The organism is Chryseobacterium sp. (assembly GCF_008014695.1).
Lineage (GTDB): Bacteria > Bacteroidota > Bacteroidia > Flavobacteriales > Weeksellaceae > Kaistella.
Map to the genome: position 1 here is coordinate 139,101 of NZ_VOXE01000003.1, position 25,019 is coordinate 164,119.

Genomic DNA, 25,019 nt, shown 5'->3' on the forward strand with positions numbered 1-25,019 from the left:
TTTTTATTAAAAATTATCAATACAAAAGTAAGGTCTCTTCTTAAAAAAATATCCCTCGTTTTTTGTAGGGAACTAACTACCGCTTTTCATATTTCAAAGATATTAGGTAAGTAAATAAAAATCACGTCGTTTTTTGTGCGGAATTTTTATCGATATTTTCTGTATTCTTTCAATACTTTTCTTTTTTAAATAATATCGTTAATAACTGTTTATCAATCGGTTAGATTTCTTTTATTCATTAATTTTTATCGAAAAATAATCCTTGCCATTTATTCAAAAATACGAAATGATAATCTTAAATGAAAGTCTCTGGTTTTTTTTGATATTAAATAGTGGTGAAAGTGGTGAAAATGGTGACATTTTAAAAAAGATTAAAAAAACTAAGGTTTAAAAATTAAAGAGAGATTCTGCATTTTTCTTTTTCTCTTTACTTTCAAAACTTGAAAGGTAATTTTGAGTGGTGGTTATTTTTTGATGTCCTAAACTCTGACGTATAAATTCAATTGATACATTGTCATTCATCAATTTGGTTGCAAATGAATGGCGCGCCCAATTTGATGATATATCTGCAGTGATACCTGCTTTATGTGCAATCTTTTTTATATGCTGATTAATAAATCTGGTAAATGATTGGATATGTCTGCGCTGGTCTTCCGGGGATAGCCTTCCTGAAATGATAGGAAATACATATCCGGTTTTAGCTTTATTGCCATACTTCTTAATAATTTCCCGATGCAGATCCAGGATGACTACTTCAATTACCTGTGCCTTTTCCTTGGTTGTATTTTCCGTTTTCGATCGGATAAATTTAAAAGTATCCTCCGAGAGATTCTTATATTTCAGCTTTGCAACATCCTTGATATTCATTCCATTACTGGCATATGAGAAAAACCAAAATGCCTTCGCTTTTTCCTGATCTTCATTTTCCGGGATTACTTCCATTAATTTTTTCAGATCGGCATTATCTAGTGATTTATTGGTTTTTTCACTTCCAGGAATCTTATATCCGTTTTTATTATATTTTGAATGGAAGGGATAAGAGATAGCGCTATCTGCATTATCATTAAAAATGCTTCGCAGGGGCCTTAAATAAATTCCTATCGTAGTTCCGGACTTATCGTTAGATTTCATCCACCTTTCATATTGGTTCAAAAATTCAGCATCGATTTGGTGCAATCTTATTTTTCCTTTAATCCTTTTGAAGTCAATAAACTGTTGAATTGATTTTATGCTGGAATCGTAATTTGAAGCGGTTCCTTCCTTGCCGTCTCTTTTAAGCTTTGCTATTTTAAAATCATAAAGATTTTGAAGGGAATCGCCGACTGCAAATTTTGGCCTTTTCATCAGTTCCCTGAATTCGGAGAAATTGAAAATAGAAAGAGATCGCGCCTTAGTTTCCGCATCTCTCAAATAGGCCTCCATCTTATCTTTGATGGGTTTAATTTCAACTTCATGTATCCAATCCGCCTTACTTTTGTTTTTCTTAACTTCCTGCCACTGTTCTGTTCTATTAAATTCCTCCTTATTAGAGAAATAGAATGGAGCAAGGATATATGCGCGTTTTTGCGTGTTTTTGTCATATGCTGCCAATTGCGCAGGATATGTGCCATCTGCCCTCCTTAGGTGGTCCGTCTCTCTGAAATAATACTTAATTGTAAACTGATCAAACATTGCTTCGTGTTTTAATTAATAATACTTAATTGCAAGCTATATAAATATGATTACTTTATTACTTAACAACAAAATTAATACAAATATTTGATAAACAATAATAAAATTTGAAAACTATATATTATTAATCTCTTTAAAAATAAGGTTTTACACAATTTTAGAAAACTATATAAAACTATCAAAAACATAAATATTCTGACTGTTAATCAGAGGGTCCTTGGTTCGAGCCCAAGAAGAGGAGCAAATCCCAGACAGCAATGTTTGGGATTTTTTTATGCCTCAATTTCTCCTAAAAACATATAATGAGCACAGTTTTTGATTAAACAGACTGGTCTACAAAAAATATAACGTGCAGCTTAAACCCTTTTTCAGGATTTTATTTTTCCTGTTTCCCCTCATTATTTCAGCACAACATACGTTGAACGGAAAAATCACGGACGCAAAAAGCAGCAAACCCATTACAGGCGTTGAAATTTATGTGAATGAATCAACAACTCCCTTCCTTAAAACAACCGATGGAAATTTCAAAATTGTTTTAGACTCTTTGATAAAAAAGCTGAAATTTGTAAAGACAGGCTATTCAGAAGAGGTGTTGAGCGTAGACAGCACAGCGGTAAACTTCGCGGTGTCGATGACTCCTATAACCGAAAAAGTGGGTAACATTGAAGCCGTAGTCATCAGCCAGATCAGAAAAAAATACAAAAACCGGAAAGAAAATCCCGCTTACGCCATTATGCAGAAAGTATGGGCGAAAAAACGCAACAATGGACTTGCAAAATTCGACACCTATCAGTTCAAGGAATATGAGAAAATCGAATTTGATCTGAGCAATATCGACAGTACTTTCATGAAGAAGAAACTCTTCAAAAACATGGATTTTATTTTCAATTATGCTGATTCTGCAGCGAATGGAAATTTAGCCCTTCCGGTTTTCCTGAATGAGGCACTCTATGACAATTACGGAAAAAACACGCCGGAGAAAAAAGAGAAAAGACTTCTGACTGCGCAGAAAACTTCAGGTTTCCAGGACAATCAGATTGTTACCTTGACTGCAAAAAACCTTTACCGTAATTTCGATATTTACGATCCTATTGTGAATTTCTTCGACATTGGGTTCCCGAATCCGGTTGCCAAAGACGGTTTCAGCACGTATGACTATGCACTGACCGACTCACTGTTTATTCGGGGGGAAGAGGTGTATAAAATCCAATACGAGCCCAGAAGAACCGATGTTCTGGCTTTCCAGGGCTTCCTGTATATTTCAAAAGAAAAATATGCGGTCGTAAAGGCGACTTTAAGATCCACCAAGAAAATCAATGTCAATTATGTGAACGGTCTTTTCACGGAACTCGAATACGACAATCCTGACGAGAACACTTACCTGCCGAAAAAAATTAAAACCGAAATCGAACTTTCAACCTTCAGCAAAAGCAAAAAATCCAAAGGCCTGATTGCCAAAAGAAGTGTTGATTATTCCGATTATATCTTCAATAAACCCATTGATGAAGCCGTCTTTAAATTGCCGGAACCGGAACCTGAAACCCTCGTGAAAAGTGATGATTTCTGGCAAAATTCGCGCACCGATTCCTTAAGTACGACCGAGAAGGGCATTTATGAAATGCTTGGTAAGCTGGAAGACACTCCGAAATTCAACAATATTGTAAAATTATACGAAACACTGGCATCTGGTTATTATAATGTTGGAAAGGCCATCGATATCGGAAGTTTATATTCTATTTACGGGTACAATGAAGTGGAAGGACACCGGATTCGTCTGGGAGCGCGAACGTATTTTTCACAAAATGATATCTGGAGAATCCAGGGTTACGGCGCTTACGGTTTCCGCGACAACCAGTTTAAATATGGTGTTGAAGCAAAATACATGTTCAATAAAATCAACCGTTTTACTTTAGGCGTCGGAACCAGAAGAGATATTATGCAGTTGGGCGTGCAACTCACAAATGACGACGGGATTATGTCGCGTTCATTTGCTTCGTCCTCTATTTTTGGGCGCGGAGAAAATGCGTCGCTGAGTTCGGTGAGTCAGACCAACATTTTTGCGTCGATTGATCCGTGGAAAAATTTCCAGATCCGGATGGACGGTACTTTACAGAGCTTAAAATCGGCCAATCCAGACAATTTCAGCCTTTTGTACCATTATAACGATGAAATACGGAAGACTGTGAATGATTCGCATCTTACCTTAAGCCTGATTGCAAGACCTGGGGCGAAATTTTCGCAGACCGGCGTTGACCGTTACGAGCATTCTACCCTTGCGCCGACTTTTGTCCTGAAATATACGAAAGGAATCGAAGGCCTCTTCAACGCAGATTTCGGATATAACAAGGTTCAGTTTATGTATTACCAACCGGTAATCGTAGGAAGCTGGGGAAAATCGCTGATTAATTTTGAAGTCGGTAAAAACTTCAACACCGTTCCACTGGCTCTGCAGAACATCATTCCGGGAAACCAGTCTTACAGTTTGGCTCAGAATACTTTTGCACAGCTTAACTATTATGAATTTGTTGCCGATGCCTATTCCACTCTGCATTACGAACACCACTTCAATGGAAAAATCCTGTCGTTTATTCCTTTGATCAAAAAACTGAAATTCCGTGAACTCGCTTTCTTCCGCGGTGCATACGGAACATTAAGTGACGCGTCGAAACAGATCAACATCGGAGCCCAACAATATACGGCACCAAGCGATCATATATATTATGAATACGGTTTCGGTATCGAAAATATCGGTTTTGGTAATCTCCGGATCTTACGGGTCGATTTCAACTGGCGCGGAAATTATCTCGACCGCCCTGATGTGAAGAAATTCGGCATCAAAGCAGGTTTGCAGTGGGCGTTTTAGATCCTCATCGATAACATCAACACAATATAAAAATCCCCGACTCAAAAAGAATCGGGGATTTAATCTGTATAAACGCTTTTATTATGCGTTCGGTTCAATAGATACGAATGATCTGTTGTTTTGTTTCTTTCTGAAAACTACTTTTCCAGCAACAAGTGCGTGCAAAGTGTGGTCTTTACCCATTCCCACGTTTTCACCTGGGTGGTGCGTTGTACCTCTCTGTCTCACGATGATGTTTCCTGCAATAGCTTCCTGACCTCCGAAAATCTTTACACCCAGTCTTTTGGAATGTGATTCTCTACCGTTTTTGGAACTACCAACTCCTTTTTTGTGTGCCATTTTATTTTAAGGTTTTTTGGTTAAAATTATTCAGCGGTTTCGCTGTCAGATTTAGTTGTTGTTTTAGCGACAGGAGCTTCTTCAGCAGCTGCAGTTTCTTTTTTGGCTTTCGGTGCTGCCTTTTTCTCTTCTTTTTTGTTATCAAATCCGGTGATACCAGTGATTTGAATTTGAGTTAAAGACTGACGGTGACCGTTTTTCTTTTCGTAACCTTTTCTTCTTTTCTTTTTGAAGATAATTACTTTATCAGCTTTCAGGTGATTGATGATTTCAGCATCAACAGTGATACCGCTTACAGCTGGGGCGCCGATTGTTGTAGAACCGTTTACAGTAAGAAGAATTTTATCGAACGAAATTTTCGCCCCTATATCTCCTTTCAAACGGTTTACAAACAACTTCTGGTCTTGCTCAACTTTGTATTGAAGCCCTGCTATTTCTACAATTGCAAACATTGTTTATAAATTTTGTTAGTTAATTCGAGGTGCAAAAATAAGAAATAATTCTGAGTTATCCACAATGATGTAAAAAAATTTAAGTATTATGGTTTATTTTGAACTTTTAAGAACTAGATAACTCATTAATCTTCCTCGCCTTTTTATTCTATATTTGAAAAAAAATAATTCTATGAAGTATTTCGTATATATGCTAATGTGTATGGCTTTGGTTTCATGTACAGTATATGGTTTTTCCAATGATTACGGCAAATTGTCAGAATCCGAAAAACTGAGGATTTCCTCTCTCAAAGATTTTAAACAAACCGACACCTTACATGTTTACAAGATTAACGGATTGCAGCTCAAAGAGGAACTGAAAAAACATCCTAAAAGTCTTGTTTATATTTTTTCCAATGGCTGCACATCCAGCTATTGCCTTCCCATGTCCAATTACGAAACTTTCGCGCGAGAAAACGGTTACAAACTTTATTTGGTCATGAGTGGCTACGGCAAGCTTCAGCAAACCATCGGTCAGCGTTCAGAGGTTTTTACCACTACTCTTTTTGCGATCGATAATGAATTTTACAACTCAAATTATGAAGTGAGATATTCTCGCATGTTTGAAAATGATCTTCGTGGGATTGCAAGAAAAGAAAAACCAAAATGGGAAGGAAATCTATTCTTCTTCACTAATGGTGAGCTTACCAAAGTGTCCCAGGAATTAAAAAATTAACCATGCAAAGAGATTTATATATTGATTTTGCAAAGGGTTTCGCCACCCTTGCCATTATTTTCATCCATACCGTATTCTGGTCCGGACAGTTTTATGTTCCTTCAGAAATGCGGGTGCTGTCTCTGCTCATCGACGTGCCTTTGTTTTACGCATTAAGCGGCATCACATCCGGCGGAAATATCGAAAAAACGCTTTACCGCCTGCTGAAACTGCAGATCACCTTCATGATTTTCGTGACTTTTCTTTTCTTTCTTGATTATTTTTTCAAGGTTTTCGGTCTGAACATGTTCGGATTAGACTGGATGAAGGATTTCTATTCCACTTTCGGGACGAAATATGTGCCGCAAAGCATTTCTGATGTTCCGCAGTGGCAGAATCTCGGGAACTGGTATCTTCATCAATATACCAATGCCGACACTTTCCCTGTGGTGATGGGAAGCTTCTGGTATTTGAAGGTTTATTTTATCCTGACCGTTTTCGGCGTGCTGATCCTAAGGTTTTTCCCGAAACACATCAACTGGTTTATCGCGCTCTGTTTTGGTCTTACGCTGATTTTCAATTTACTTCCTCACTATTATCCGAGTGGACAGGTCGGTTACGTGGCCTTTTACCTCGGTCTTTTTCTTGCCGCCCATCAGTTGAAAGGTAAAAAAATTCCTACAAAATGGATTCCCATTTTATATGGAGCATTAACGGTCATTTTCATGCTTCTTTTCTGGAATTACGGCAAAGAATTTTTCATGACGATGAACAAAGCTAAATTCCCGCCGAAACTGCTCTACATTTTCTGGTCTTCTTTTTCCCTGCTGACTCTTTTTGTGCTCTATAACCGTTTGAAAATTACAAAAGAAAGCATCATTACTTACATTGGGAAAAATGCTATTTTCTTTTATTTTGCACAGGGAATGAGTTCTTCACTCGTTTACTTTCTGGTTGTTGAAATCAAAGATACAATGCCTTGGTGGATCTTAATGATTCTCATCTATTTTATTAATATTTTGATGGCCTTTGTGCTGGCTAAGGGGCTGAAATTTATCGATTCTGTCGGCTGGAAAATCCTTGAGTTTCTGCGAAAAAAAACTGCTTCGGTATAACCGAAGCAGTTTAAATATAGGTGAAGAAAGATTAGTCAGTTCTTTTGTTTCCTCTTGCAACTACAGCAATCAGGATGATTAAGAGTAATGCTCCGATTACCCAGTAAATTGGATTTGCGAACCATTCTTCGGTAGAGGTTGTGGTGGAAGTTGTAGTAATATCCACATCAGGTGTTGTTGTTTCCTGGGCAAAAGCGATAAAGCTGAAGAACAGTGTAAACACTAATACTGCAAAGTTTTCCAGTTTTCTTGAAAGTACATTTTTCGTTTCCATAATTGATTAATTTTTAATGTTAGTTTAAAATTTGTTAATTTGGATTTCCAATAGACGTGCCAAAATCTTCAATGTATATTTTTGCATGTGAATTATATAAATTCAAAATATAATTCTGTAAATAATCAATCCAATAATATAAATTTATAAAAATAATTCTATAGAACAATGTTTAAACTGAAACTTCTTACCGACCCGCGTTGGGCTAATATTGCGGAAGGGAACCTGGAAGAAATTCTTACCGATCATGCCTGGTGCGAACAGAAAGCCACCACAAACGCAATAAGCCTCATTACGATGCTTCCGGAATATCCGGAAATTATTACAGAATTGATTAATATAGCTCAGGAAGAACTCGAACATTTTCATTTGGTACATGAAATCATCAAAAAACGCGGCTACGAATTCGGAAGAGAGCGAAAAGATGATTACGTTGGGCTGCTTTTTAAATTCCTCGTTCAGGGAACCCGAAATGAATATATTGTAGACCGAATGCTTCTTGCTGCGATGATTGAAGCCAGAAGCTGTGAACGCTTCAAAGTGCTGACTGAGAATATTCAGGACGAAGAATTGAAAATTTTCTACAAGGAACTGATGATTTCCGAAGCCAATCACTACACCACTTTCATTGGGTTTGCAAGGCAGCTTGGCGATCCGGAAAAAGTAAATCATCGCTGGGAAGAATGGCTGGAATATGAAGCGGAAATCATTAAATCTTTCGGAAAAAAAGAATCCATACATGGTTGATGACTTTATAATGAAGAATATTTAAAAATTGAGTAATTTTACGACTTCATCTGAACCAGATATGAACAAGCCCCGTGTTGACAACATCCTTAATACTTTGGCAAAATCCTTTTTCCAGGGCTTGCTGATTATCGGTCCCTTTGCCTTAACAGTTTGGATCATCTGGTATATTGTTTCAAGTATTGATAATATTCTTCCCTCTGTTTCAGAAAATCTTTATCCCGGAATCACTTTCCTGATTGTGGTGTTCAGCACAACTTTGATCGGTTTCTTAGGCAACAAATTCATTATCGGAAGAGTGATTGTTGACAGTTTCGACTATATTCTTGAACATACACCCGGAATCAAATTCATTTACACCTCTCTTAAAGATGTCATGACCTCGTTTGTGGGCGATAAAAAGAAATTCAACAAACCAGTTCTCATCAAAACTGCCGAAAATCCGGAAGTCTGGCGAATCGGATTCCTCACACAGAATGATCTTTCTTCTGTTGGATTTCCGGACTATGTTTCGGTATATCTGCCGCATTCTTATGCGGTTTCCGGCTGGGTGGTTTTTGTTTTGGCGACCAATATTGTAGTCCTTGAAAATATCGGAGCTGCACAGGCCATGAAATTTGCCGTGAGCGGCGGAGTTGCAGGCTTCCACAGCGATGATAATGTCTTTAAGGCACCTGAATAAGGATAATGATTGATGAATCTAGATTCATCCGTTTTTACTTTCCTTATTTATTAATTTTTAATTACTTGCAATGAAATTACCTTACGCAGAACCGTTCAGAATAAAAATGGTAGAACCTATTTACCAGTCGAATGCAGAAGAAAGAGCCGAGTGGCTGAAAAATGCCGATTACAATTTGTTCAATTTAAAATCATCTCAGGTTTTTATTGATCTTTTAACCGATTCCGGAACCGGCGCCATGAGCGACCGTCAATGGGGTGCTTTAATGACCGGTGACGAAAGTTACGCAGGATCCAGAAGTTTCGATGCACTTCATACGAATGTTCAGAAAATCACCGGTTATAAATATCTCCTTCCAACCCATCAGGGAAGAGCCGCAGAAAACGTGCTTTTTTCAGTTTTGGTAAAAGAAGGCGACGTAATTCCGGGGAATTCGCATTTTGACACCACAAAAGGACATATCGAAATCAGAAAAGCACACGCGCTGGACTGTACGGTAGATGAAGCCTTTGATATTGAAAATCTTTATCCTTTCAAGGGAAATATCGATCTAGAAAAACTCGAAAATGTTTATAAAACCCATCCGAAAGAAAAAATCCCATTCTGCTTAATCACCATTACGTGTAACTCTTCTGGCGGACAGCCTGTTTCTCTCGAAAATATGAGAGCTGTGAAAGAACTTTCAGACCGGTACGGAATCCCAATTTATTTTGATTCTGCCCGTTTTGCCGAAAATGCTTACTTCATCAAAAAAAGAGAAGCCGGCCAGGAAAACAGGAGCATCAAGGAGATCTGTAAAGAAGTATTTTCCTATGGAGTTGGGATGACCATGAGTTCTAAAAAAGACGGACTCGTAAATATCGGAGGTTTCATTGCTTTGAATGATGAAAATATTTTCAGAGCAGCATCCAATTTCACCATTATTTTTGAAGGTTTTATCACCTACGGCGGAATGGCAGGAAGAGATATGGCAGCTCTGGCTGTCGGTCTGGATGAAGCGACTGAATTTGAATACCTCGAAAGCCGGATTTCTCAGGTGGAATATCTTGGAAATAAGCTTATTGAATTCGGCATTCCGGTTCAGAAACCAATCGGCGGACACGCTGTTTTTATTGATTCCTTAAAGTTCTTGCCGAATATTCCGCGCGAAGAGTATCCTGCACAGACTTTGGCGAACGAAATTTATAAAGAAGCCGGAATCCGTACCGTTGAAATCGGTACATTGCTCGCCGACAGAGACCCTGAAACCCGCGAAAACCGGTATCCGAAGTTAGAACTGGTGCGTTTGGCGATTCCACGCAGAACGTATACCAACAACCACATGGATTATATTGCAGCTGCGGTTAAAAATGTTTTCGACCGTCGAGACGAGATTGAAAAAGGCTACAAAATCACCTGGGAATCGGAAATTTTAAGACACTTTACCGTGAAACTGGAGGAAGCTTAGATTATCAAACTTTTGGTAAACAAAAGAGCCATCGCATTTAATCGATGGCTCTTTGTTTATTTTTAAAGTCTATTTTTTGCTGATGTCAAAAGAAGCCCCAATGGTGACATTAAACTGGTTGTTTAAAAAATCATAATCCGCAGCATCTTTATTATATCTCGCCAATGGAAACTGCGTTTCAGCAAATATTCCGAGCCCTTTATTAAAGAAAAGCCGCGCTCCGATATGGCCGCCAAAGTTTTTCAGCCCCAAATCTAGTCCCGGATAAATATCAAAATTTTGCGGCAGACCTATCACATCGCCCAAATGAGCGTTAGCTCGTACTTTTACATCAAAACGGTCTCCTATTTTCGGTTTATCAAGATAATCGAATTCTTTAAAACCCATCACATAACCTGCCTGCACTCCGAAGGAAAAACTCTCTCCCAAACCGCGATCTAAAGACGCCTGAATTCCTGTTCCCCATTTCTGGAAGTTGGCACCGATCTGGACTTTGCCATCTCCTCTTCCGATAAAAGCGTCCGTCTGCGCTTGTACAGCGCCGAAAAACGTCATCACGGCAAGTATTACTGTCTTTTTCATCATTTGTTTCTTAATTAGTATCTGTGATTATTCGAAGGACGGACTCATTTAAGTACGAAATTCACCGGTTGAAAATACTCTTTCCCATCTTTAACAAAGATTATTCCGTTTTCCAGATCCGATCTTTCTGCACGAAATCCGGCAATATTACTGGATTCTGAAATTATATTCAACTGATAGCTCCTTTCTGCTCCGTCATACTTGGTGATGTCTCTACGTAAATTATTGAGAACGACAGCTTTTGGGGCCGCATCGTTTCCAGAAGTTTCAAAATAAACCTTGTAACCTTTTTCTCCGGCCACATTGTAGGTTTCATAATATGCATTCTTTACATTTCCATTATGATCTTTGGGATGCAGGCAGGAACAGAATGTCAGAAATGTAATAAATAACAGTATTCGTTTTAAATAGTTTTTCATAATTTTGAATATCATATCAAATATAAAGAAAATGAAAATAATTTATAAAATAATTTTAACTGCAGGAATTTTCCTGGGTCTTGCTTCCTGCTCAAACCGTGAAGACGGTATGGCTACCGAAAACGAGGTGAATGATTTTGTATGGAGTGGCCTGAATTCCTGGTATTATTGGCAGCCGAACGTGCCCAATCTTGCAGATGGTTTTAAAACCTCGGCCCAATACAGCAGTTTCATCAGCAATAAAAATCCTGATTCTTTTTTCTACAGTATTTTGTATAACTATCCCATAACTGACCGTTTCTCGTGGATCGTGAGTGATGTGGATGAACTATTACAAAGTTTCAGCGGAATTTCTAAAAGTTCCGGAATGGATAGCGATCTGTTTTATAAAGATGCTGCAAAATTTGGTATTGTAGGAATCGTAAATTATGTAGTACCGAACTCACCGGCTGCTTTGGCGGGAATTAAAAGGGGTGATGTAATTTCCGGCGTGAACGGATCTGACCTCAATGTAAACAATTACACCGCTCTGTTCAGTGATCAGTTTACGCCGATCATTGCCTCAACCGTGAATGTTGCCGCAGATGGAACCGTTACGACTTCCGGTGTGGCGAAAAATCCCAATATTATGAGTACCGTTTTAGAGGAAAATCCTGTTGCATACTACCAGAACTACAGCCTTGCCGGTAAAAAAATCGGATATTTGGTGTATAACGGTTTTAAATCTAACTTCAATGATGAACTGAATGGTGCTTTTGCACAAATGAAAACCGACGGTGTAACCGATCTGGTTCTGGATCTCCGTTACAATGGTGGTGGTTCTGTAGAAACAGCGACGGCATTGGGCCAAATGATCACAGGTCAGTTTACGGGGAACCCGTATGTATCTTTGGAATTTAACGGAAAACATGCGCAGTATAATTCTACGGAAAACCTGAAAACTACTTTCAGCACCTATGCTTACACCAACGGTAACCTTGTAAGTACAGGAACCCAAACAGCAAACAGCCTGAATTTAAATAAGGTGTATATCCTCACCTCTTCGGGTACAGCCTCTGCAAGTGAACTGACCATTGGCGGTTTAAAATCTTACATCACCGTAGTGACCGTCGGAAGTGAAACATACGGAAAATTCGTAGGATCCGTCACGCTTTACGATTCTCCTGCTCAGGATTTTATTTCTTATGAAAACCGGAATAAATCTCACAAATGGGCGATGCAGCCTATTACCTTTGCCTATTTTAACGGAAATCATTCTCCACATCCTAGTGGCGGTTTTGTTCCCGACTACGGCGTTTCTCCCAAAACCGATTTTGGAAATTTAAAAGAATTTGGAGATTATGCGCATGATTCCTCCCTGAAAAAAGCCCTCGAACTAATCAGCGGTCAAACCCTGAAAGGGATCTGGTCGCCGGGTATCGCGCAAAATCCGGATGAATTTGTAGGAAACAGAAGAACCCTGAAACAGTTCGGTACCGAAATGTATATTCAGGAAGTTGAAAAACTGAAGCGATAGTTTATTTTATCATAAAGAAAGCCGGCTTCTTGAGCCGGCTTCGTTGTTTTAATGCCTGAATTTTATTTTTTAGAAATTTTATAGAGTTTTCCGCTGTCGGAAATGGCGTAAAGACTTCCGTCCAGCCCACTGAGTACGTCCCTAATACGGTCTTTTTTATCGGCAAGGAGCCATTCTTCACCAACAACCTTATTATTCTCAATCACCAGACGGATAATTTTTTCTCCACTCAGGCAGCCAATCATCATATTGTTCTTCCACTCCTCAATATTTCCGGTATAAAAATCAATTCCACTCATAGAAATGGAAGGATCCCAATAATAAACAGGCTGTTCAGTCCCGGTTTTCTGCTGAATCCCTGCGCCCACTTTTTTGCCGCTGTATTCCAGTCCATAAGTTACATCGCCCCAACCGTAATTTTTGCCGGGCTTGATGAGATTAATTTCATCACCACCTTTCGGACCCATTTCGGCTTCCCAAAGCTGGCCTTTTGAATCCATTGCCATTCCCTGAGGATTTCTGTGTCCTATGGAATAAATTTCCGGTTTCCAGCTGCTGATTTTCGGATTGTCCGGAGCCGGTTTTCCGTCTTTTGTGATTTTCAGTACTTTTCCCAAGTATGCATCCGACTTTTGGGCGTAAGGTCGGGTTTCGAGATCTGAACGCTCGCCGGTACTCACGAAAAGATTCCCGTCTTTAGCGAAAATCAGGCGGCTGCCGAAATGTTTATCTCCATCGTAAGTTGGTGTTGCCCTGAAAATTACCATATGATTCTCGATTCTATTTTCGTCTTCTGACAGTCTTCCTTTTGCGACCGCAGTATGATTACCTCCCGTAACCGGTTCAGAAAAACTCCAGAAAACCATTCTGTTCGTCGCGAATTCAGGATCCAAAGCTACATCAAGCAAACCTCCCTGACCTTTGTCGTCCACTTCCGGCAGCCCTTCTACTTTGGAAACTGTTTTTCCATCTGCTGAAATAATATTCATAAAGCCTGACTTATCAGTCACTAAAAATCTTCCGTCAGGCAAATTGATGATCGCCCAGGGTTTTTTCAGATCGGAATTTATTACCTCCACATTATAGGGAGTTGAAGTTTTAACCCCTTCAACTCTGGTTTGGCCAGCAAAAGCCGGTTGATAATCCGGAGAATTCTTTTCTGCAGTCTCCGGATTCTTTAATCTTCCGTCTGCAGTAACTTCCTGCTGGGTGCTTTTTGAATTGCCCCCGCAGGAAATCAGGAGGAATAATCCCAAAAGCGGAAGGCTTTTAGTGAAATAAGTATTCATAATCTTTAATTTTTGTGATTTGATTAACTGGGAGTAACAAAAATTACGCCGCCAATTTTGTATTTTTGCAGAACCAAGCACAAAATTTTGTGATTTTGGCTAAAATATATGCAGTTTAAACTTCAATCAGATTATAAACCCACCGGAGATCAGCCTCAAGCCATTGAAAAATTAACCAAAGGTCTTGAAATCGGAGAAAAATACCAGACGCTTCTCGGAGTTACCGGTTCAGGGAAAACTTTCACCGTTGCCAATGTAGTTCAGAATATCCAGAAACCTACCATTGTTCTGGCGCACAACAAGACGTTGGCTGCACAGCTTTTCATGGAATTTAAAGAATTCTTTCCTGAAAATGCCGTCGAATATTTCGTCAGTTACTACGATTATTACCAACCGGAAGCCTTTATTGCTTCCACCAATACGTATATCGAGAAAGATCTTTCCATCAATGAAGAAGTGGAAAAGCTGAGGCTTTCTGCCTCTGCAAGTCTGCTGTCCGGGAGACGTGACGTTCTGATTGTAGCGTCGGTTTCCTGTATTTACGGGATCGGAAACCCAACTGAATTCAACAAATCCCTGATTGAAGTCGAAAAAAATTCTAAAATTTCCAGAACTGCTTTTCTTCATAAATTGGTAAATGCACTCTACTCCAGAACATTGAATGAATTTACAAGAGGAACTTTTCGCGTTAAAGGCGACGTGATTGATGTATATCCCGCTTATGCCGACAATGCAGTGCGGATTCAGTTTTTTGGCGACCAGATCGAGAGAATACAGAGTTTCAACCCTCTTTCGGGGAACGTGATGGAAGAATTTGAGGAGATCAATATTTATCCGGCGAATTTATTCGTGACTTCCAAGGAAACGCAGCAGAGCGCAATCCGGGAAATCCAGGATGACATGGTGAAACAGGTCGATTTTTTCAATTCCATTGAAAAACCATACGAAGCAAAACGCCTTCAGGAAAGAACAGAACTCGATCTGGAAATGATGAAGGAACTCGGATACTGCAGCGGAATTGAGAATTATTCGCGCTATTTTGACCACCGTTTGCCGGGAACCCGTCCGTTCTGTCTTTTGGATTATTTTCCAAAAGACTACCTGATGGTGATTGATGAAAGCCATGCAACGATTCCTCAGGTTCATGCGATGTATGGTGGAGACAGGAGCCGAAAAGAAGTTTTGGTCGAACACGGTTTCCGCCTTCCGGCTGCGATGGATAACCGACCGCTTAAATTTGAGGAATTTGAGGGAATGCAGAATCAGGTTCTCTACGTTTCCGCAACACCGGCCGATTATGAACTTGAAAAAACCGGCGGCGAATATATTGAACAGATCATCCGTCCAACCGGGCTTTTGGATCCGGTTATTGAAATCCGTCCGTCTCTGAACCAAATTGATGATCTCATTGAGGAGATTCACAAAAGGACCGAAGCAGATGAAAGAGTTCTCGTGACCACTTTAACGAAGAAAATGGCTGAAGAACTTACCAAATATTTCACAAAATTCGCGATCAGAACCCGCTATATTCACTCCGATGTGGAGACTTTGGAAAGAATTCAGATCATGCAGGATTTACGGGTCGGACTTTTTGATGTATTGGTAGGGGTAAATTTACTGAGAGAAGGACTCGATTTGCCGGAAGTTTCTCTGGTTGCGATCCTTGATGCTGATAAAGAAGGAATGCTGCGTTCCCGACGTTCACTTGTTCAAACAATAGGCAGAGCTGCAAGAAATGTAAATGGGAAAGCAATCCTGTACGCCGATAAAATGACCGGATCGATGCAGAAGGCTATCGACGAAACCAATTACCGCCGCGAAAAACAAATCGAATATAACGAGAAACACGGTTTGGTTCCTACCGCACTGAACAAGAAAATTTCAGAAATTCTGGTTGGGAGATCAAAAGATTTCCCGGATCCGAAATACACCCAAAAAGAAATTCTGCAGCAGGTAGCGGAAGAAAAGGGAAATTACGGCAAAGATGCTGAAGTGCTGATCGCTGAAAAACAGAAAGCCATGGAAGCAGCCGCCAAAAACCTTGATTTTATTAAGGCTGCCAAACTAAGAGATGAAATTGCGGCACTGAAGGCTTAAAATTTATACACCTTCTTCTTTGGTTTTTCGTGACTCACTTTACCGCGAAGTGGTGTAAGCAGATCCATTAAGCCATTCAGCTTGATTTCATAAATCGTGGAAAGCTGCATGCCCAGTTTTCCTTTCGGCATGCCTTGCCGGTGAAACCATTCAAGATAGTTGATGGGCAGATCTGCAATGACCGTGTCTTTGTACTTGCCGAAAGGCATTTTTGACGTGCAGATCTCCTGCAATATTTCCGGATTCAGAAGTTCCATCAGATGCTCAGATCAATTTTTTTCTCGATTTCTTTTGGTTCCGGCATGATGAGCTCATTATCATCATCAGAAAACTCATCCCGGTACACCTGAATCAGTAAAACCGTAATGGAAATAAGGATCGGTCCAAAGATTAGGCCCATAAATCCAAAAAGATTCAGGCCGACAATAATCCCGAAGACGGTATTTAAAGGGTGAATATCTTCTAGCCTTTTCAACAAAGTAAATCTCAAAAGATTATCGGTTAATCCCACAGCGATCAAACTGTAAGCCCCCAACCCAAGGGCAGGTCCCACCTGCCCTTCTGCAATCATAAAAATACAGATCGGCACATAAACAATTGCCGCGCCTACAATCGGAATCATTGAAGCAACTGCTGTTAGAGCAAAAAGAAGAATAGGACTCGGTGCTCCAAAAATAAAATAACCAATAACAGCTACAATTCCCTGCCCTAGGGCTACAACCGGGATTCCAATCGCGTTGGCTACTACCATTTTGCGAATTTTTTCACCCAACAAATTAACATTGGATTTTTTAAGCGGGGCCGAACTACGCACAAGTCTTTCAAAAAGACGGGGTTTTTCCAACATAAAATAGAGGATGAAATACATGGATGCCACTACTGTTAGTGTATTAAAAGTACCGCTTAAAGCGCTGGTTGAGAGTTTCCCTGCACTGGCTTTAATTTTATCCATGTTCTCTTTGCTCAGGATGTCAATTTGCACCTTCTGATAAACAAAATCATGAATTTTATCGATAAAAACATTGAATTTTGACATGTAAACATCAGCATTTCCCAATTTTTGCACCAAAAGATCGACGATAAAATAGATGGGAAGGACGAGCACAACCAAGGTACCCAAAATAATCACCATCGAAGCAACCCACGGTTTCCACTCTTTCTCTTCCTGCAGATAAAGATTGTATTTCCGGGTAATGATGTACAGCGTTATGGCTCCCAAAACCGAAGGAATGAAGAGCGACAGATTGAAGCAGACCAGTCCGGCAAGAATTAGGATGACGGCGAGCAAAAAAATCTGTTTTATTTTCGTTTCGCTGATTTGGTTTATTTTGGACATATAATATTTTTAAAAAGCAACGGAATTCCGCTGCTTTCAAATTTACAAATAAATTAAACTGAATATTCAAAAAATCTTTATGATTTAAACTCGAGTTGTTTTGGTTTTCCGCAGTACGCACAGTAAAGGGAATACATTGCTACACGCATGAACATTACAGTAAATACGATGCCTATGAAACAGAGGAAAATACCTGAAAGGCTGATCAAAAGCGCCAGAATCGAAGTGCCTAAAAACGTACCGTAATTTTCTTTCGCAATATTAAAGGATTTACTGATCGCTTCTGTTGCTGTGGCATTTTCAAAAAGCAAAATCGGATATCCCAACATAAAGAACGGGAGAACGAAAAAACCAGGAAGCAAGCACAAAGAAAATGAAATTCCCACAATAATACTCGACAGCAGCGCATAAATCACAATATTCAGAAAATTCTGGCGGTAACCAATGAATAGGTCAGAAAATTCTATTTTCTGCTGAAAATGATATTTATTGGTAACGTATATGAATCCTACATACAAAGGAGCAAGCAACATTCCGAGTAATCCAGAAAGCCCGTAATAAAGTCTCAATCCCGGTATCGCCCAAAAGTCGATGTCGCTGTCGCCTGATCTTACATCCTCAACCAAAGCCCAGGAATCGAAACCGGAAAAAGTCTGAAGCACAAAACTCCCGGCCAAATACACCAATGTTGCAAGCAAGGCATAAAGAAAAACTCCTTTATAAAGGTCAAATGCGTGTGAAATAATTTCCCCGGTACTTTTTTGAGGAACATTATTATTCTCAAATTCGCTGAAATTTTCCATCGTTTTTAATTTTATCAAATATAATTTTTTTTGAAATTAAAATGATGAAAAAGAACGGGTTTCTAATCGACCTCTTTAAAATATTTTTGGTAAAGCGTGTAAATAATGGCATTCATAAAAGGAAATGTGAGTAAAAACCCGACTCCGCAAAGCAGAATTCCTGAGTATTTAAACAAGAAACCAACCAAAACACAAACCAGAATTTCCAGCAGATTGCTTTTCAGTACTTTAAAATTCAGTTCCATGGTTTCAAAGAACCTTTTATCCATAAAAAACATAAGCGGAGCAGAAAATAAAGTGATCAGTACCCAGATAATTCCCAAAATAACAGTTGGGGCGGTATAGGTATAAATGACGAACCAAAATAAATAGAAACTGATGTATTTGAAAAAATTGATACCTCGGTAGCCAATGAAAAGATCTGAAAGTTCCAATGGCTCTTTAAGATCCAACTTCCTGAAAATTAGGAAAACCCCGATATTCAGTGGAAAAAGAAAAACCAAGGTGCCTATTATAATTAAAGTCATATGATACCATTCCTGACTCTTGGAGATTTTCATGAGCTCCGCATTATAGGCACTGAAATCTGAAATTAATTCTGAAGCTTCCTCAAGCTGAGAAATAATGCCGTATTTTGATGCGAAAAAGTAATAAACCATAAAAAGAATGGAAAGATAAAGGAGGCTGAAGATCACCTGAAATTTTAGAGTACTGCTCCAGTAACCAAAAGCCGTTTTCAAAACCGTATCAATTCCCGTTTTCTGAGGATATTTATTTTCCATGCGCAAAAATAGCCATTTTGGTTTTTTAAACCGTCTATTTTCGTGTTTTACTTGGCTTTTTACCTAATTTTGCAAAAATGACGAAGAAAGCAGAGGAGAATTTTAGTAAAATGGATGAACTTTCTTTGCAAGAAGTTCCCTTCTTTTTCATGATTAATTTTCAAATGGAAGAAGTCAGAATATTTAAAAAAAATGAAATCACCAATTCAGGCTTATTAATTGATTTTAAATCATTTACAAACACGAGTAAAGGTTACGCGACCGACAAACAAATTCATCTTAAATCCTTTCCTCAATCTGTTGAATCTTACAAAGAGGGATTTGATTTAGTTCAGAAAAACCTGAAACTCGGCAATTCTTATCTTGCCAACTATACCTGCAAAACGGAAATCGAAAGCAATCTTACTTTAAAAGAGATTTTCCATCTTTCGCAGGCAAAATTCAAAGTATTGTATAAAGATGAATTTGTATGTTTTTCTCCCGAAACTTTCATTGAAGTTACTAATAATAAGGTTTTTACCCATCCAATGAAAGGAACAATTGACGCTGCTGAAAACCAGGCGGCAGAAACCCTTAAAAATGATGTGAAAGAAAAAGCAGAACATTATACTGTGGTCGATCTGCTCAGGAATGACCTCAGTATGGTCGCCGATAATGTTAAAGTCGATGAATTTCAGCGAATCGATTTAATAAGAACGCAGCAGAAAGATCTTTACGCCATGAGTTCCGAAATTTCGGGCGATCTAAAGCCGGAATTTCGCGGAAAAATCGGCAGCATGATGAAAGAACTGCTTCCGGCTGGCTCCATTTTGGGAGCTCCGAAACGTAAAACGTTAGAAATAATTCTTAAAGCAGAAAATTATCAGAGAGGATTTTATACAGGAATCAGCGGTTGGTTCGACGGCAAAAATCTGGATTCCTGCGTCATGATCAGATTTATTGAAAAAGAAAACGGCAAATTATACTTTAAAAGCGGCGGCGGAATCACGCATTTGAGTAAATTAGCCGACGAATACCAAGAAATGAAAAACAAAATTTATGTCCCAATTTATTGAAAGCATTAAAGTAGAAGACCGGGAAATTTTTCTTGCAGACCTCCATCAAAAAAGAATAAATGAGACTTTTGCCCATTTCGGGAAAGAAGGGTCAATTGATTTGGAAAAGATCTTTAAAGACCTGGAACTGGATGATGATGGACTTTATAAACTGAAAATTTCTTACGGTTTAAATAAAATCTTCAGAACACAGCTGATCCCCTACGCGATTTCCGAAATTGATGATTTTCAACTGGTTGAAAATAATTCATTCGATTATTCCTTTAAGTTCGAAGACCGGAAAGAATTCGACATAATGAAGGCGAAAGCAAAAGCAGAAGAAATCATTATTGTTAAAAATAACCACATTACCGATACATCTTATTCCAACATCCTTTTCCTGAAAAAGAAAGATTGGTTTACGCCTTCTACCTTTCTGCTGAACGGCGTTCAGAGACAGCATCTGCTTAAAACCAGGAAAATTAAAGAAGCGGAAATCACTTTACAAAATATGAGCGATTATTCTCATTTTCAGCTTATCAATGCCATGAACGATTTCGACGACATGTTTATTTATCCGATTTCAAAAATCAGCAATTTGCCGGAAAATTCGGATTATATGGAATTATAGTCGGCCTTTATTACTTCATAAACTCAAAATATCCTTTCAGAATCTCCGCATTTTCAATTTCGGCCGTATCCACCTCCAGGATTTTTGGCTGCGCATCCGGACTGAAGAAATTGTCAAGCACCCGAACCAAAGTGTCTTCATCTTCCACCCTTGTGTAAGAAAACCCGAAATTTTTGGCTAAAAGTTCAGCGTTTTTATGATGTTTGGTCAGAATAAACTCATCCAAAGCGTTTGCTGTTCCGGGTCCGGGAATAATTTTAAAGATGTCGCCACCGCCGTTGTTGAAAATGATGATGCGGGTGTATGGAGGAATATACTGGTTCCAAAGCCCATTGATGTCGTAAAAAAAGCTTACTTCTCCGGTTACAAGCAGCGTAGGCTGGGTATTTCTCATTGCATAACCCATCGCGGTGGAAGTGCACCCATCGATGCCACTTGTTCCGCGGTTGCTGTGAATTCTGTATTGCTGATAACTGAACAGTTGCGCATACCGTATTGCCGAGCTGTTGCTGATATGGACATGGTAATTATTCGGTATTTTTTCCGAAAGGATTTCAAAAAACTTGAAATCCGAGAATACCACATTCTGACAATATTCCAGATGCTTTAAATCTTTTTTATCCCTCAAAACATCCCAAAGATTGAAATAAGACTGCGGTTCCAGTTTAATGAAATTCAGTAATTTACCGAAGAAAATTTCCGGCTGAGTCTCTATTTTTTCAGTTAATGAAAAGTAGGTGTCGGGTTGCCAAACCTCATCAATATGCCAGTGATTTTTCGGATGTGCTTTTCTTAAAAACTGTTTCACTTTTTTAGAAACGACGTTTTGGCCGACCGTAATCAGCAGGTCCGGCGCATAATTTTTGCAGTCTTCATCCGAAAAATTGAAAATATAGCGGTCGATATGACTGAAGAATTTATCGTTCTTCAGATTGGAATTCACTTCTGTCAGAATCACCGCACTGTGGTTTTTAACCAGCTGAAAAAGCTGCATTTCAAGTTTCTCACTGTAATCTCTTGTGCCCACTAAAATCAGGATTCTTTTCGCCAAATTCCACTCCGCTATTAACTGCGAGGGAAGCTCATATTTTTTATGATGAAAGGTTTTTTCCACCTTCGGATAATGCGGAACTTCGGAAACAAGTTCGTAAAGCGGTTCAGCAAGCGGAATATTGATATGCACCGGTCCCTGTTTCTCAAAACATAGTTCAATCGCTTTTTTAATTAAATCAAAATTTTCCTCATCAGCGTTTTCTTTTTCATCTTCCAGAAGCTGGAAATCTCCGTATGAATGTTGCTGAAAAAGATCTTTCTGGCGTATCGTCTGTCCATCGAAAATATCGGTATAATCGCTAGGCCGGTCTGCTGTTAAAACCAAAAGCGGCACATTCTGGTAAAAAGCTTCTGTAATAGACGGATAATAATTGGCCGCAGCAGATCCGCTTGTACAGGTGATTGCGACGGGCATTTTCTCACTTTTTGCCATGCCTATCCCTACAAAACCCGCACTCCTTTCATCAACAATGCTGTAACAGTTGAATTCATCCGTTTCGGAAAAATGAATCGCTAGAGGGGCATTTCTGGAACCTGGCGAGATGACGATATTGAAAATTCCGTATTCTTTTAAAAGGTGTGCTAAGATCTGGATGCTGCGTTTGGATGAAAACTGTTTCATTGAAAATTTTTGAAGTGTTCGGTTTAAATAGAAGATATGGATGACCGGACTCCTGCAAATTTACTGATAATTAAAATTTTAATTATTTAAAATCCCTTAAATTTGCAGGGAATTTTTAATCCAAATAAATGAAACAGGTTCCAAGTGTGGATTTGCGTGATTTCCTTTCGGGTGACCCGGAACGCAAACAAAAATTTGTAAATGAAATCGGAAAAGCATACGAAGAAATCGGCTTTGTTGCCCTGAAAGGTCACTTTCTGGATGACAGTCTCGTCAAAGATCTTTACAGCGAAGTGAAGAATTTCTTTGACCTGCCGGTAGAAACCAAGCAGAAATATGAGATCCCGGGAATCGGAGGCCAGCGCGGTTACGTAGGTTTCGGAAAAGAAACTGCAAAAGGTTTCAAAAAAGGCGACCTGAAAGAATTCTGGCATTTCGGACAGTATCTGGAAGAAGGTTCGGAATATTCAGAGGTTTATCCGGACAATGTTGAAGTTTCCGAAAACCCGAAATTCAATGAAATTGGGAAAGAAGCATATAAAATGCTGGAAAAAACCGGTGTCTATGTGCTGCGCGCTTTGGCAATTCACTTAGGTCTTGATGAGTTTTACTTCGACAAATTTGTAGCCGAAGGAAACTCAATCTTAAGACCTATTCATTATCCCCCAATCACAGAAGAACCGGACAATGCAGTTCGCGCTGCTGCTCATGGTGACATTAATTTAATCACCCTTTTAATGGGCGCTCAGGGAAAAGGCCTGCAGGTGATGAATCACAACGGCGAATGGATTGATGCGATTGCAGAACCCGATGAACTGATGATCAACGTGGGTGATATGCTCTCGCGACACACGAACAACAAACTGAAATCTACCATTCATCAGGTGGTTAATCCACCACGGGAGTTGTGGGGAACTTCGAGGTATTCGATTCCGTTTTTTATGCATCCGGTTAGCGAAATGCCGCTGAATGCGCTTGAAAACACGGTGGACGAAAACAATCCCAAACTTTATGAAGATACGACTGCCGGAGAATTTCTTCACGAAAGACTGGTAGAACTGGGACTGATCAAAAAATAATTTTTTTTATAAATGTCGAAAGGCGAACCTGTTGGTTCGCCTTTTTTGCTTGGTTCTTTTGGCGGCGGCTTCGCCGCCGCCAAAAGAACCAAGCATTTAAAACAGCCTTAACTGCTGCTCTTTCGTTCCGGTAAAATTCTCTGCTGAAAGCCGTGGCATTTCCCTGTCAGAAAAAAACTTTCTCTTTCCGAGCGCAAAGGTGTTGTGAATCATTTCGGCAATATTTCCTTCGCCTTTATATCTTTCGTGGTACCTTTTATCTCCCAGATTTCCGCCACGCATGGAACGGATAAGGTTCAGGACTTTCTGTGCACGGTCCGGAAAATGCGCATTGATCCAGTTCACAAAAACCGGTTCAACACAATCATTCAGCCGCACCAAAACGTAGCCGAAACTCTTCGCACCGGCATCAGAAACCGTTTTTAAAATATTCAGACTTTCATCGCTTGTCAGTCCCGGAATTACAGGCGCAACCATCACGCCTACCGGAATTTTATTTTCCGAAAGAATTTCAATCGCTTTTATCTTATTTCTGGCCGAGGAAGTCCGCGGCTCCATTTTTCTTCGGATTTCTTCGCTGATGGTGGGAATACTGAATGAAACTGACACAAGATTTTGCTTTGCCATCGGTATCAGAAGATCCAAATCCCTTAAAACCAGCGCGTTTTTAGTTAGAATAGAAACGGGATGCCGGTAATCAAGGCAAACCTTCAGGATTTTTCTCGTGATTTCAAATTCCCTTTCGGCGGGTTGGTAGCAGTCGGTATTTCCGGAAAGCATAATGGTTTTTGGAATGTAATTCCGTTTCTGGAAGAATTTTTCCAATAATTCCGGAGCGTTCTTCTTCACCATTATTTTGCGTTCAAAATCGGTCCCGGCAGAGAAACCCCAGTATTCGTGCGTTGGTCTTGCGAAACAGTAGGAACAGCCGTGTTCGCAGCCCTGATATGGATTCATCGAATATTCCATCCTCAGATCGGGACTTTTTACTGCATTGACAATCGTTTTGGGAAAAACTTCGGTGAAAGATGTTTTTTCTTTTACAAAATCTTCTTCCTCTGGTTCAAAAGTATAGCGGTCGAAACGATTGATCTCGTTTCGCTGTGCGCCCTGACCTTTGATGAAGTTTTCGTTTGACATTAGAAAATAAATGATTTTGTAAGTGCTAAATTAAATTTTAGTGAGAAGAAATAATCAGTTTTAAGACGGGAGTTTTCCACAAAAAAAACCTGCTTTCGGAGAAAACAGGATTGATAAAATTTATATAAAAATTTACAGCATGGCTAAAAACTCCACTCCATGATGATCATCTTTTTTATGAGTCTTATCAAAATGGCGGTGAAAATCAGCGTAATAATCCTGATACTGTTTATTTCTTTCAGATAAAAACCTCTTAATGCCAAAAAGCCCCAAGCCAATGAGAACCCCGATACTACCTGCCAATAAAATTTTTGTATCTCTTTCCATATTTTGAAATTTAAAACTAAAAACA

At 39.3% G+C, this 25,019-nt stretch carries 25 protein-coding genes; 11 read left to right on the forward strand and 14 right to left on the reverse strand.

The window, feature by feature from the left end; translation table 11 throughout:
• Positions 1–387: 387 nt before the first annotated feature.
• A complete protein-coding gene (locus tag FUA25_RS08485) occupies positions 388–1,671 on the reverse strand; it encodes a tyrosine-type recombinase/integrase (RefSeq protein WP_147756490.1) in 1,284 nt (427 codons plus the stop codon).
• A gap of 349 nt (positions 1,672–2,020) precedes the next feature.
• Here FUA25_RS08485 and FUA25_RS08490 point away from each other — a divergent pair, with 349 nt between their 5' ends.
• On the forward strand, positions 2,021–4,534 hold the full coding sequence (locus FUA25_RS08490; protein WP_147756491.1) for a DUF5686 family protein: 2,514 nt from the start codon (positions 2,021–2,023) through the stop codon (positions 4,532–4,534).
• Between the two features lie 81 nt (positions 4,535–4,615).
• Here FUA25_RS08490 and rpmA read toward each other — a convergent pair whose 3' ends face one another.
• Both rpmA and rplU read right to left on the reverse strand, forming a co-directional pair.
• Positions 4,616–4,873, reverse strand: coding sequence for a 50S ribosomal protein L27 (rpmA, locus tag FUA25_RS08495; protein ID WP_133439210.1), 258 nt, complete (start codon positions 4,871–4,873; stop codon positions 4,616–4,618).
• A 26-nt stretch (positions 4,874–4,899) separates the two neighbouring features.
• Positions 4,900–5,325 carry a 50S ribosomal protein L21 gene (gene rplU, locus FUA25_RS08500; RefSeq protein ID WP_147756492.1) on the reverse strand — a complete coding sequence of 142 codons (426 nt, stop codon included), beginning with the start codon at positions 5,323–5,325 and terminating at the stop codon, positions 4,900–4,902.
• 172 nt (positions 5,326–5,497) lie between these two features.
• Here rplU and FUA25_RS08505 point away from each other — a divergent pair, with 172 nt between their 5' ends.
• A complete protein-coding gene (locus tag FUA25_RS08505) occupies positions 5,498–6,040 on the forward strand; it encodes a hypothetical protein (RefSeq protein WP_147756493.1) in 543 nt (180 codons plus the stop codon).
• Positions 6,041–6,042: 2 nt separating this feature from the next.
• Positions 6,043–7,134: an acyltransferase family protein gene (locus FUA25_RS08510; RefSeq protein WP_147756494.1), complete on the forward strand. Its 1,092-nt coding sequence runs from the start codon at positions 6,043–6,045 to the stop codon at positions 7,132–7,134.
• A 31-nt stretch (positions 7,135–7,165) separates the two neighbouring features.
• On the opposite strand, the gene FUA25_RS08515 is transcribed toward FUA25_RS08510, so the two are convergent.
• Positions 7,166–7,408, reverse strand: a complete 243-nt coding sequence (locus FUA25_RS08515; protein ID WP_147756495.1) for a hypothetical protein — start codon at positions 7,406–7,408, stop codon at positions 7,166–7,168.
• Positions 7,409–7,576: 168 nt separating this feature from the next.
• Between FUA25_RS08515 and FUA25_RS08520 the strand changes: the two genes are divergently transcribed.
• From FUA25_RS08520 to FUA25_RS08530, 3 genes are all read left to right on the forward strand, one after another.
• Positions 7,577–8,155: a tRNA-(ms[2]io[6]A)-hydroxylase gene (locus FUA25_RS08520; RefSeq protein WP_147756496.1), complete on the forward strand. Its 579-nt coding sequence runs from the start codon at positions 7,577–7,579 to the stop codon at positions 8,153–8,155.
• A gap of 61 nt (positions 8,156–8,216) precedes the next feature.
• Positions 8,217–8,837, forward strand: a complete 621-nt coding sequence (locus FUA25_RS08525; protein ID WP_147756947.1) for a DUF502 domain-containing protein — start codon at positions 8,217–8,219, stop codon at positions 8,835–8,837.
• Positions 8,838–8,907: 70 nt separating this feature from the next.
• The gene (locus tag FUA25_RS08530; RefSeq protein WP_147756497.1) at positions 8,908–10,284 is read left to right on the forward strand and encodes a tryptophanase; all 1,377 of its coding nucleotides are present in this window, start codon (positions 8,908–8,910) and stop codon (positions 10,282–10,284) included.
• 69 nt (positions 10,285–10,353) lie between these two features.
• Here FUA25_RS08530 and FUA25_RS08535 read toward each other — a convergent pair whose 3' ends face one another.
• Both FUA25_RS08535 and FUA25_RS08540 read right to left on the reverse strand, forming a co-directional pair.
• Positions 10,354–10,869, reverse strand: a complete 516-nt coding sequence (locus FUA25_RS08535) for a DUF6646 family protein (protein ID WP_317130274.1) — start codon at positions 10,867–10,869, stop codon at positions 10,354–10,356.
• A 41-nt stretch (positions 10,870–10,910) separates the two neighbouring features.
• The gene (locus tag FUA25_RS08540; protein WP_147756498.1) at positions 10,911–11,285 is read right to left on the reverse strand and encodes a hypothetical protein; all 375 of its coding nucleotides are present in this window, start codon (positions 11,283–11,285) and stop codon (positions 10,911–10,913) included.
• A 31-nt stretch (positions 11,286–11,316) separates the two neighbouring features.
• Here FUA25_RS08540 and FUA25_RS08545 point away from each other — a divergent pair, with 31 nt between their 5' ends.
• Positions 11,317–12,801 (forward strand): S41 family peptidase, encoded by a 1,485-nt coding sequence (locus tag FUA25_RS08545; protein ID WP_147756499.1) that lies wholly within the window; start codon positions 11,317–11,319, stop codon positions 12,799–12,801.
• 62 nt (positions 12,802–12,863) lie between these two features.
• On the opposite strand, the gene FUA25_RS08550 is transcribed toward FUA25_RS08545, so the two are convergent.
• Positions 12,864–14,090 carry a PQQ-dependent sugar dehydrogenase gene (locus tag FUA25_RS08550; protein WP_147756500.1) on the reverse strand — a complete coding sequence of 409 codons (1,227 nt, stop codon included), beginning with the start codon at positions 14,088–14,090 and terminating at the stop codon, positions 12,864–12,866.
• A 108-nt stretch (positions 14,091–14,198) separates the two neighbouring features.
• On the opposite strand from FUA25_RS08550, the gene uvrB reads away from it, so the two are divergent.
• Positions 14,199–16,187 carry an excinuclease ABC subunit UvrB gene (gene uvrB / locus FUA25_RS08555; protein ID WP_147756501.1) on the forward strand — a complete coding sequence of 663 codons (1,989 nt, stop codon included), beginning with the start codon at positions 14,199–14,201 and terminating at the stop codon, positions 16,185–16,187.
• Here uvrB and FUA25_RS08560 read toward each other — a convergent pair.
• The 4 genes from FUA25_RS08560 to FUA25_RS08575 form a co-directional block, all read right to left on the reverse strand.
• Positions 16,184–16,435, reverse strand: coding sequence for a DUF3820 family protein (locus FUA25_RS08560; RefSeq protein ID WP_147756949.1), 252 nt, complete (start codon positions 16,433–16,435; stop codon positions 16,184–16,186). The two genes, uvrB and FUA25_RS08560, sit on opposite strands and share 4 nt — an antisense overlap.
• An 8-nt stretch (positions 16,436–16,443) precedes the next feature.
• Positions 16,444–17,523 (reverse strand): AI-2E family transporter, encoded by a 1,080-nt coding sequence (locus tag FUA25_RS08565; protein WP_147756502.1) that lies wholly within the window; start codon positions 17,521–17,523, stop codon positions 16,444–16,446.
• Between the two features lie 77 nt (positions 17,524–17,600).
• Positions 17,601–18,326 (reverse strand): beta-carotene 15,15'-monooxygenase, encoded by a 726-nt coding sequence (locus FUA25_RS08570; protein ID WP_147756503.1) that lies wholly within the window; start codon positions 18,324–18,326, stop codon positions 17,601–17,603.
• Between the two features lie 62 nt (positions 18,327–18,388).
• A complete protein-coding gene (locus tag FUA25_RS08575; protein WP_147756504.1) occupies positions 18,389–19,108 on the reverse strand; it encodes a hypothetical protein in 720 nt (239 codons plus the stop codon).
• A gap of 77 nt (positions 19,109–19,185) precedes the next feature.
• On the opposite strand from FUA25_RS08575, the gene FUA25_RS08580 reads away from it, so the two are divergent.
• Together FUA25_RS08580 and FUA25_RS08585 are read left to right on the forward strand one after the other, a co-directional pair.
• On the forward strand, positions 19,186–20,163 hold the full coding sequence (locus tag FUA25_RS08580) for an aminodeoxychorismate synthase component I (protein WP_147756505.1): 978 nt from the start codon (positions 19,186–19,188) through the stop codon (positions 20,161–20,163).
• Positions 20,147–20,773, forward strand: coding sequence for an aminotransferase class IV (locus tag FUA25_RS08585; RefSeq protein ID WP_147756506.1), 627 nt, complete (start codon positions 20,147–20,149; stop codon positions 20,771–20,773). The genes FUA25_RS08580 and FUA25_RS08585 overlap by 17 nt, the downstream gene beginning before the upstream one ends.
• Before the next feature lie 10 nt (positions 20,774–20,783).
• Here the strand turns inward: FUA25_RS08585 and menD are convergent, their stop codons facing one another.
• The gene (gene menD / locus FUA25_RS08590) at positions 20,784–22,448 is read right to left on the reverse strand and encodes a 2-succinyl-5-enolpyruvyl-6-hydroxy-3-cyclohexene-1-carboxylic-acid synthase (RefSeq protein WP_147756507.1); all 1,665 of its coding nucleotides are present in this window, start codon (positions 22,446–22,448) and stop codon (positions 20,784–20,786) included.
• A gap of 128 nt (positions 22,449–22,576) precedes the next feature.
• Here menD and FUA25_RS08595 point away from each other — a divergent pair, with 128 nt between their 5' ends.
• Complete coding sequence (locus FUA25_RS08595) at positions 22,577–23,527, forward strand: isopenicillin N synthase family dioxygenase (RefSeq protein ID WP_147756508.1); 951 nt, start codon at positions 22,577–22,579, stop codon at positions 23,525–23,527.
• Positions 23,528–23,623: 96 nt separating this feature from the next.
• Here the strand turns inward: FUA25_RS08595 and FUA25_RS08600 are convergent, their stop codons facing one another.
• The gene (locus FUA25_RS08600; RefSeq protein ID WP_147756509.1) at positions 23,624–24,667 is read right to left on the reverse strand and encodes a PA0069 family radical SAM protein; all 1,044 of its coding nucleotides are present in this window, start codon (positions 24,665–24,667) and stop codon (positions 23,624–23,626) included.
• 132 nt (positions 24,668–24,799) lie between these two features.
• Complete coding sequence (locus FUA25_RS08605) at positions 24,800–24,994, reverse strand: hypothetical protein (RefSeq protein ID WP_147756510.1); 195 nt, start codon at positions 24,992–24,994, stop codon at positions 24,800–24,802.
• Positions 24,995–25,019 lie beyond the last annotated feature (25 nt).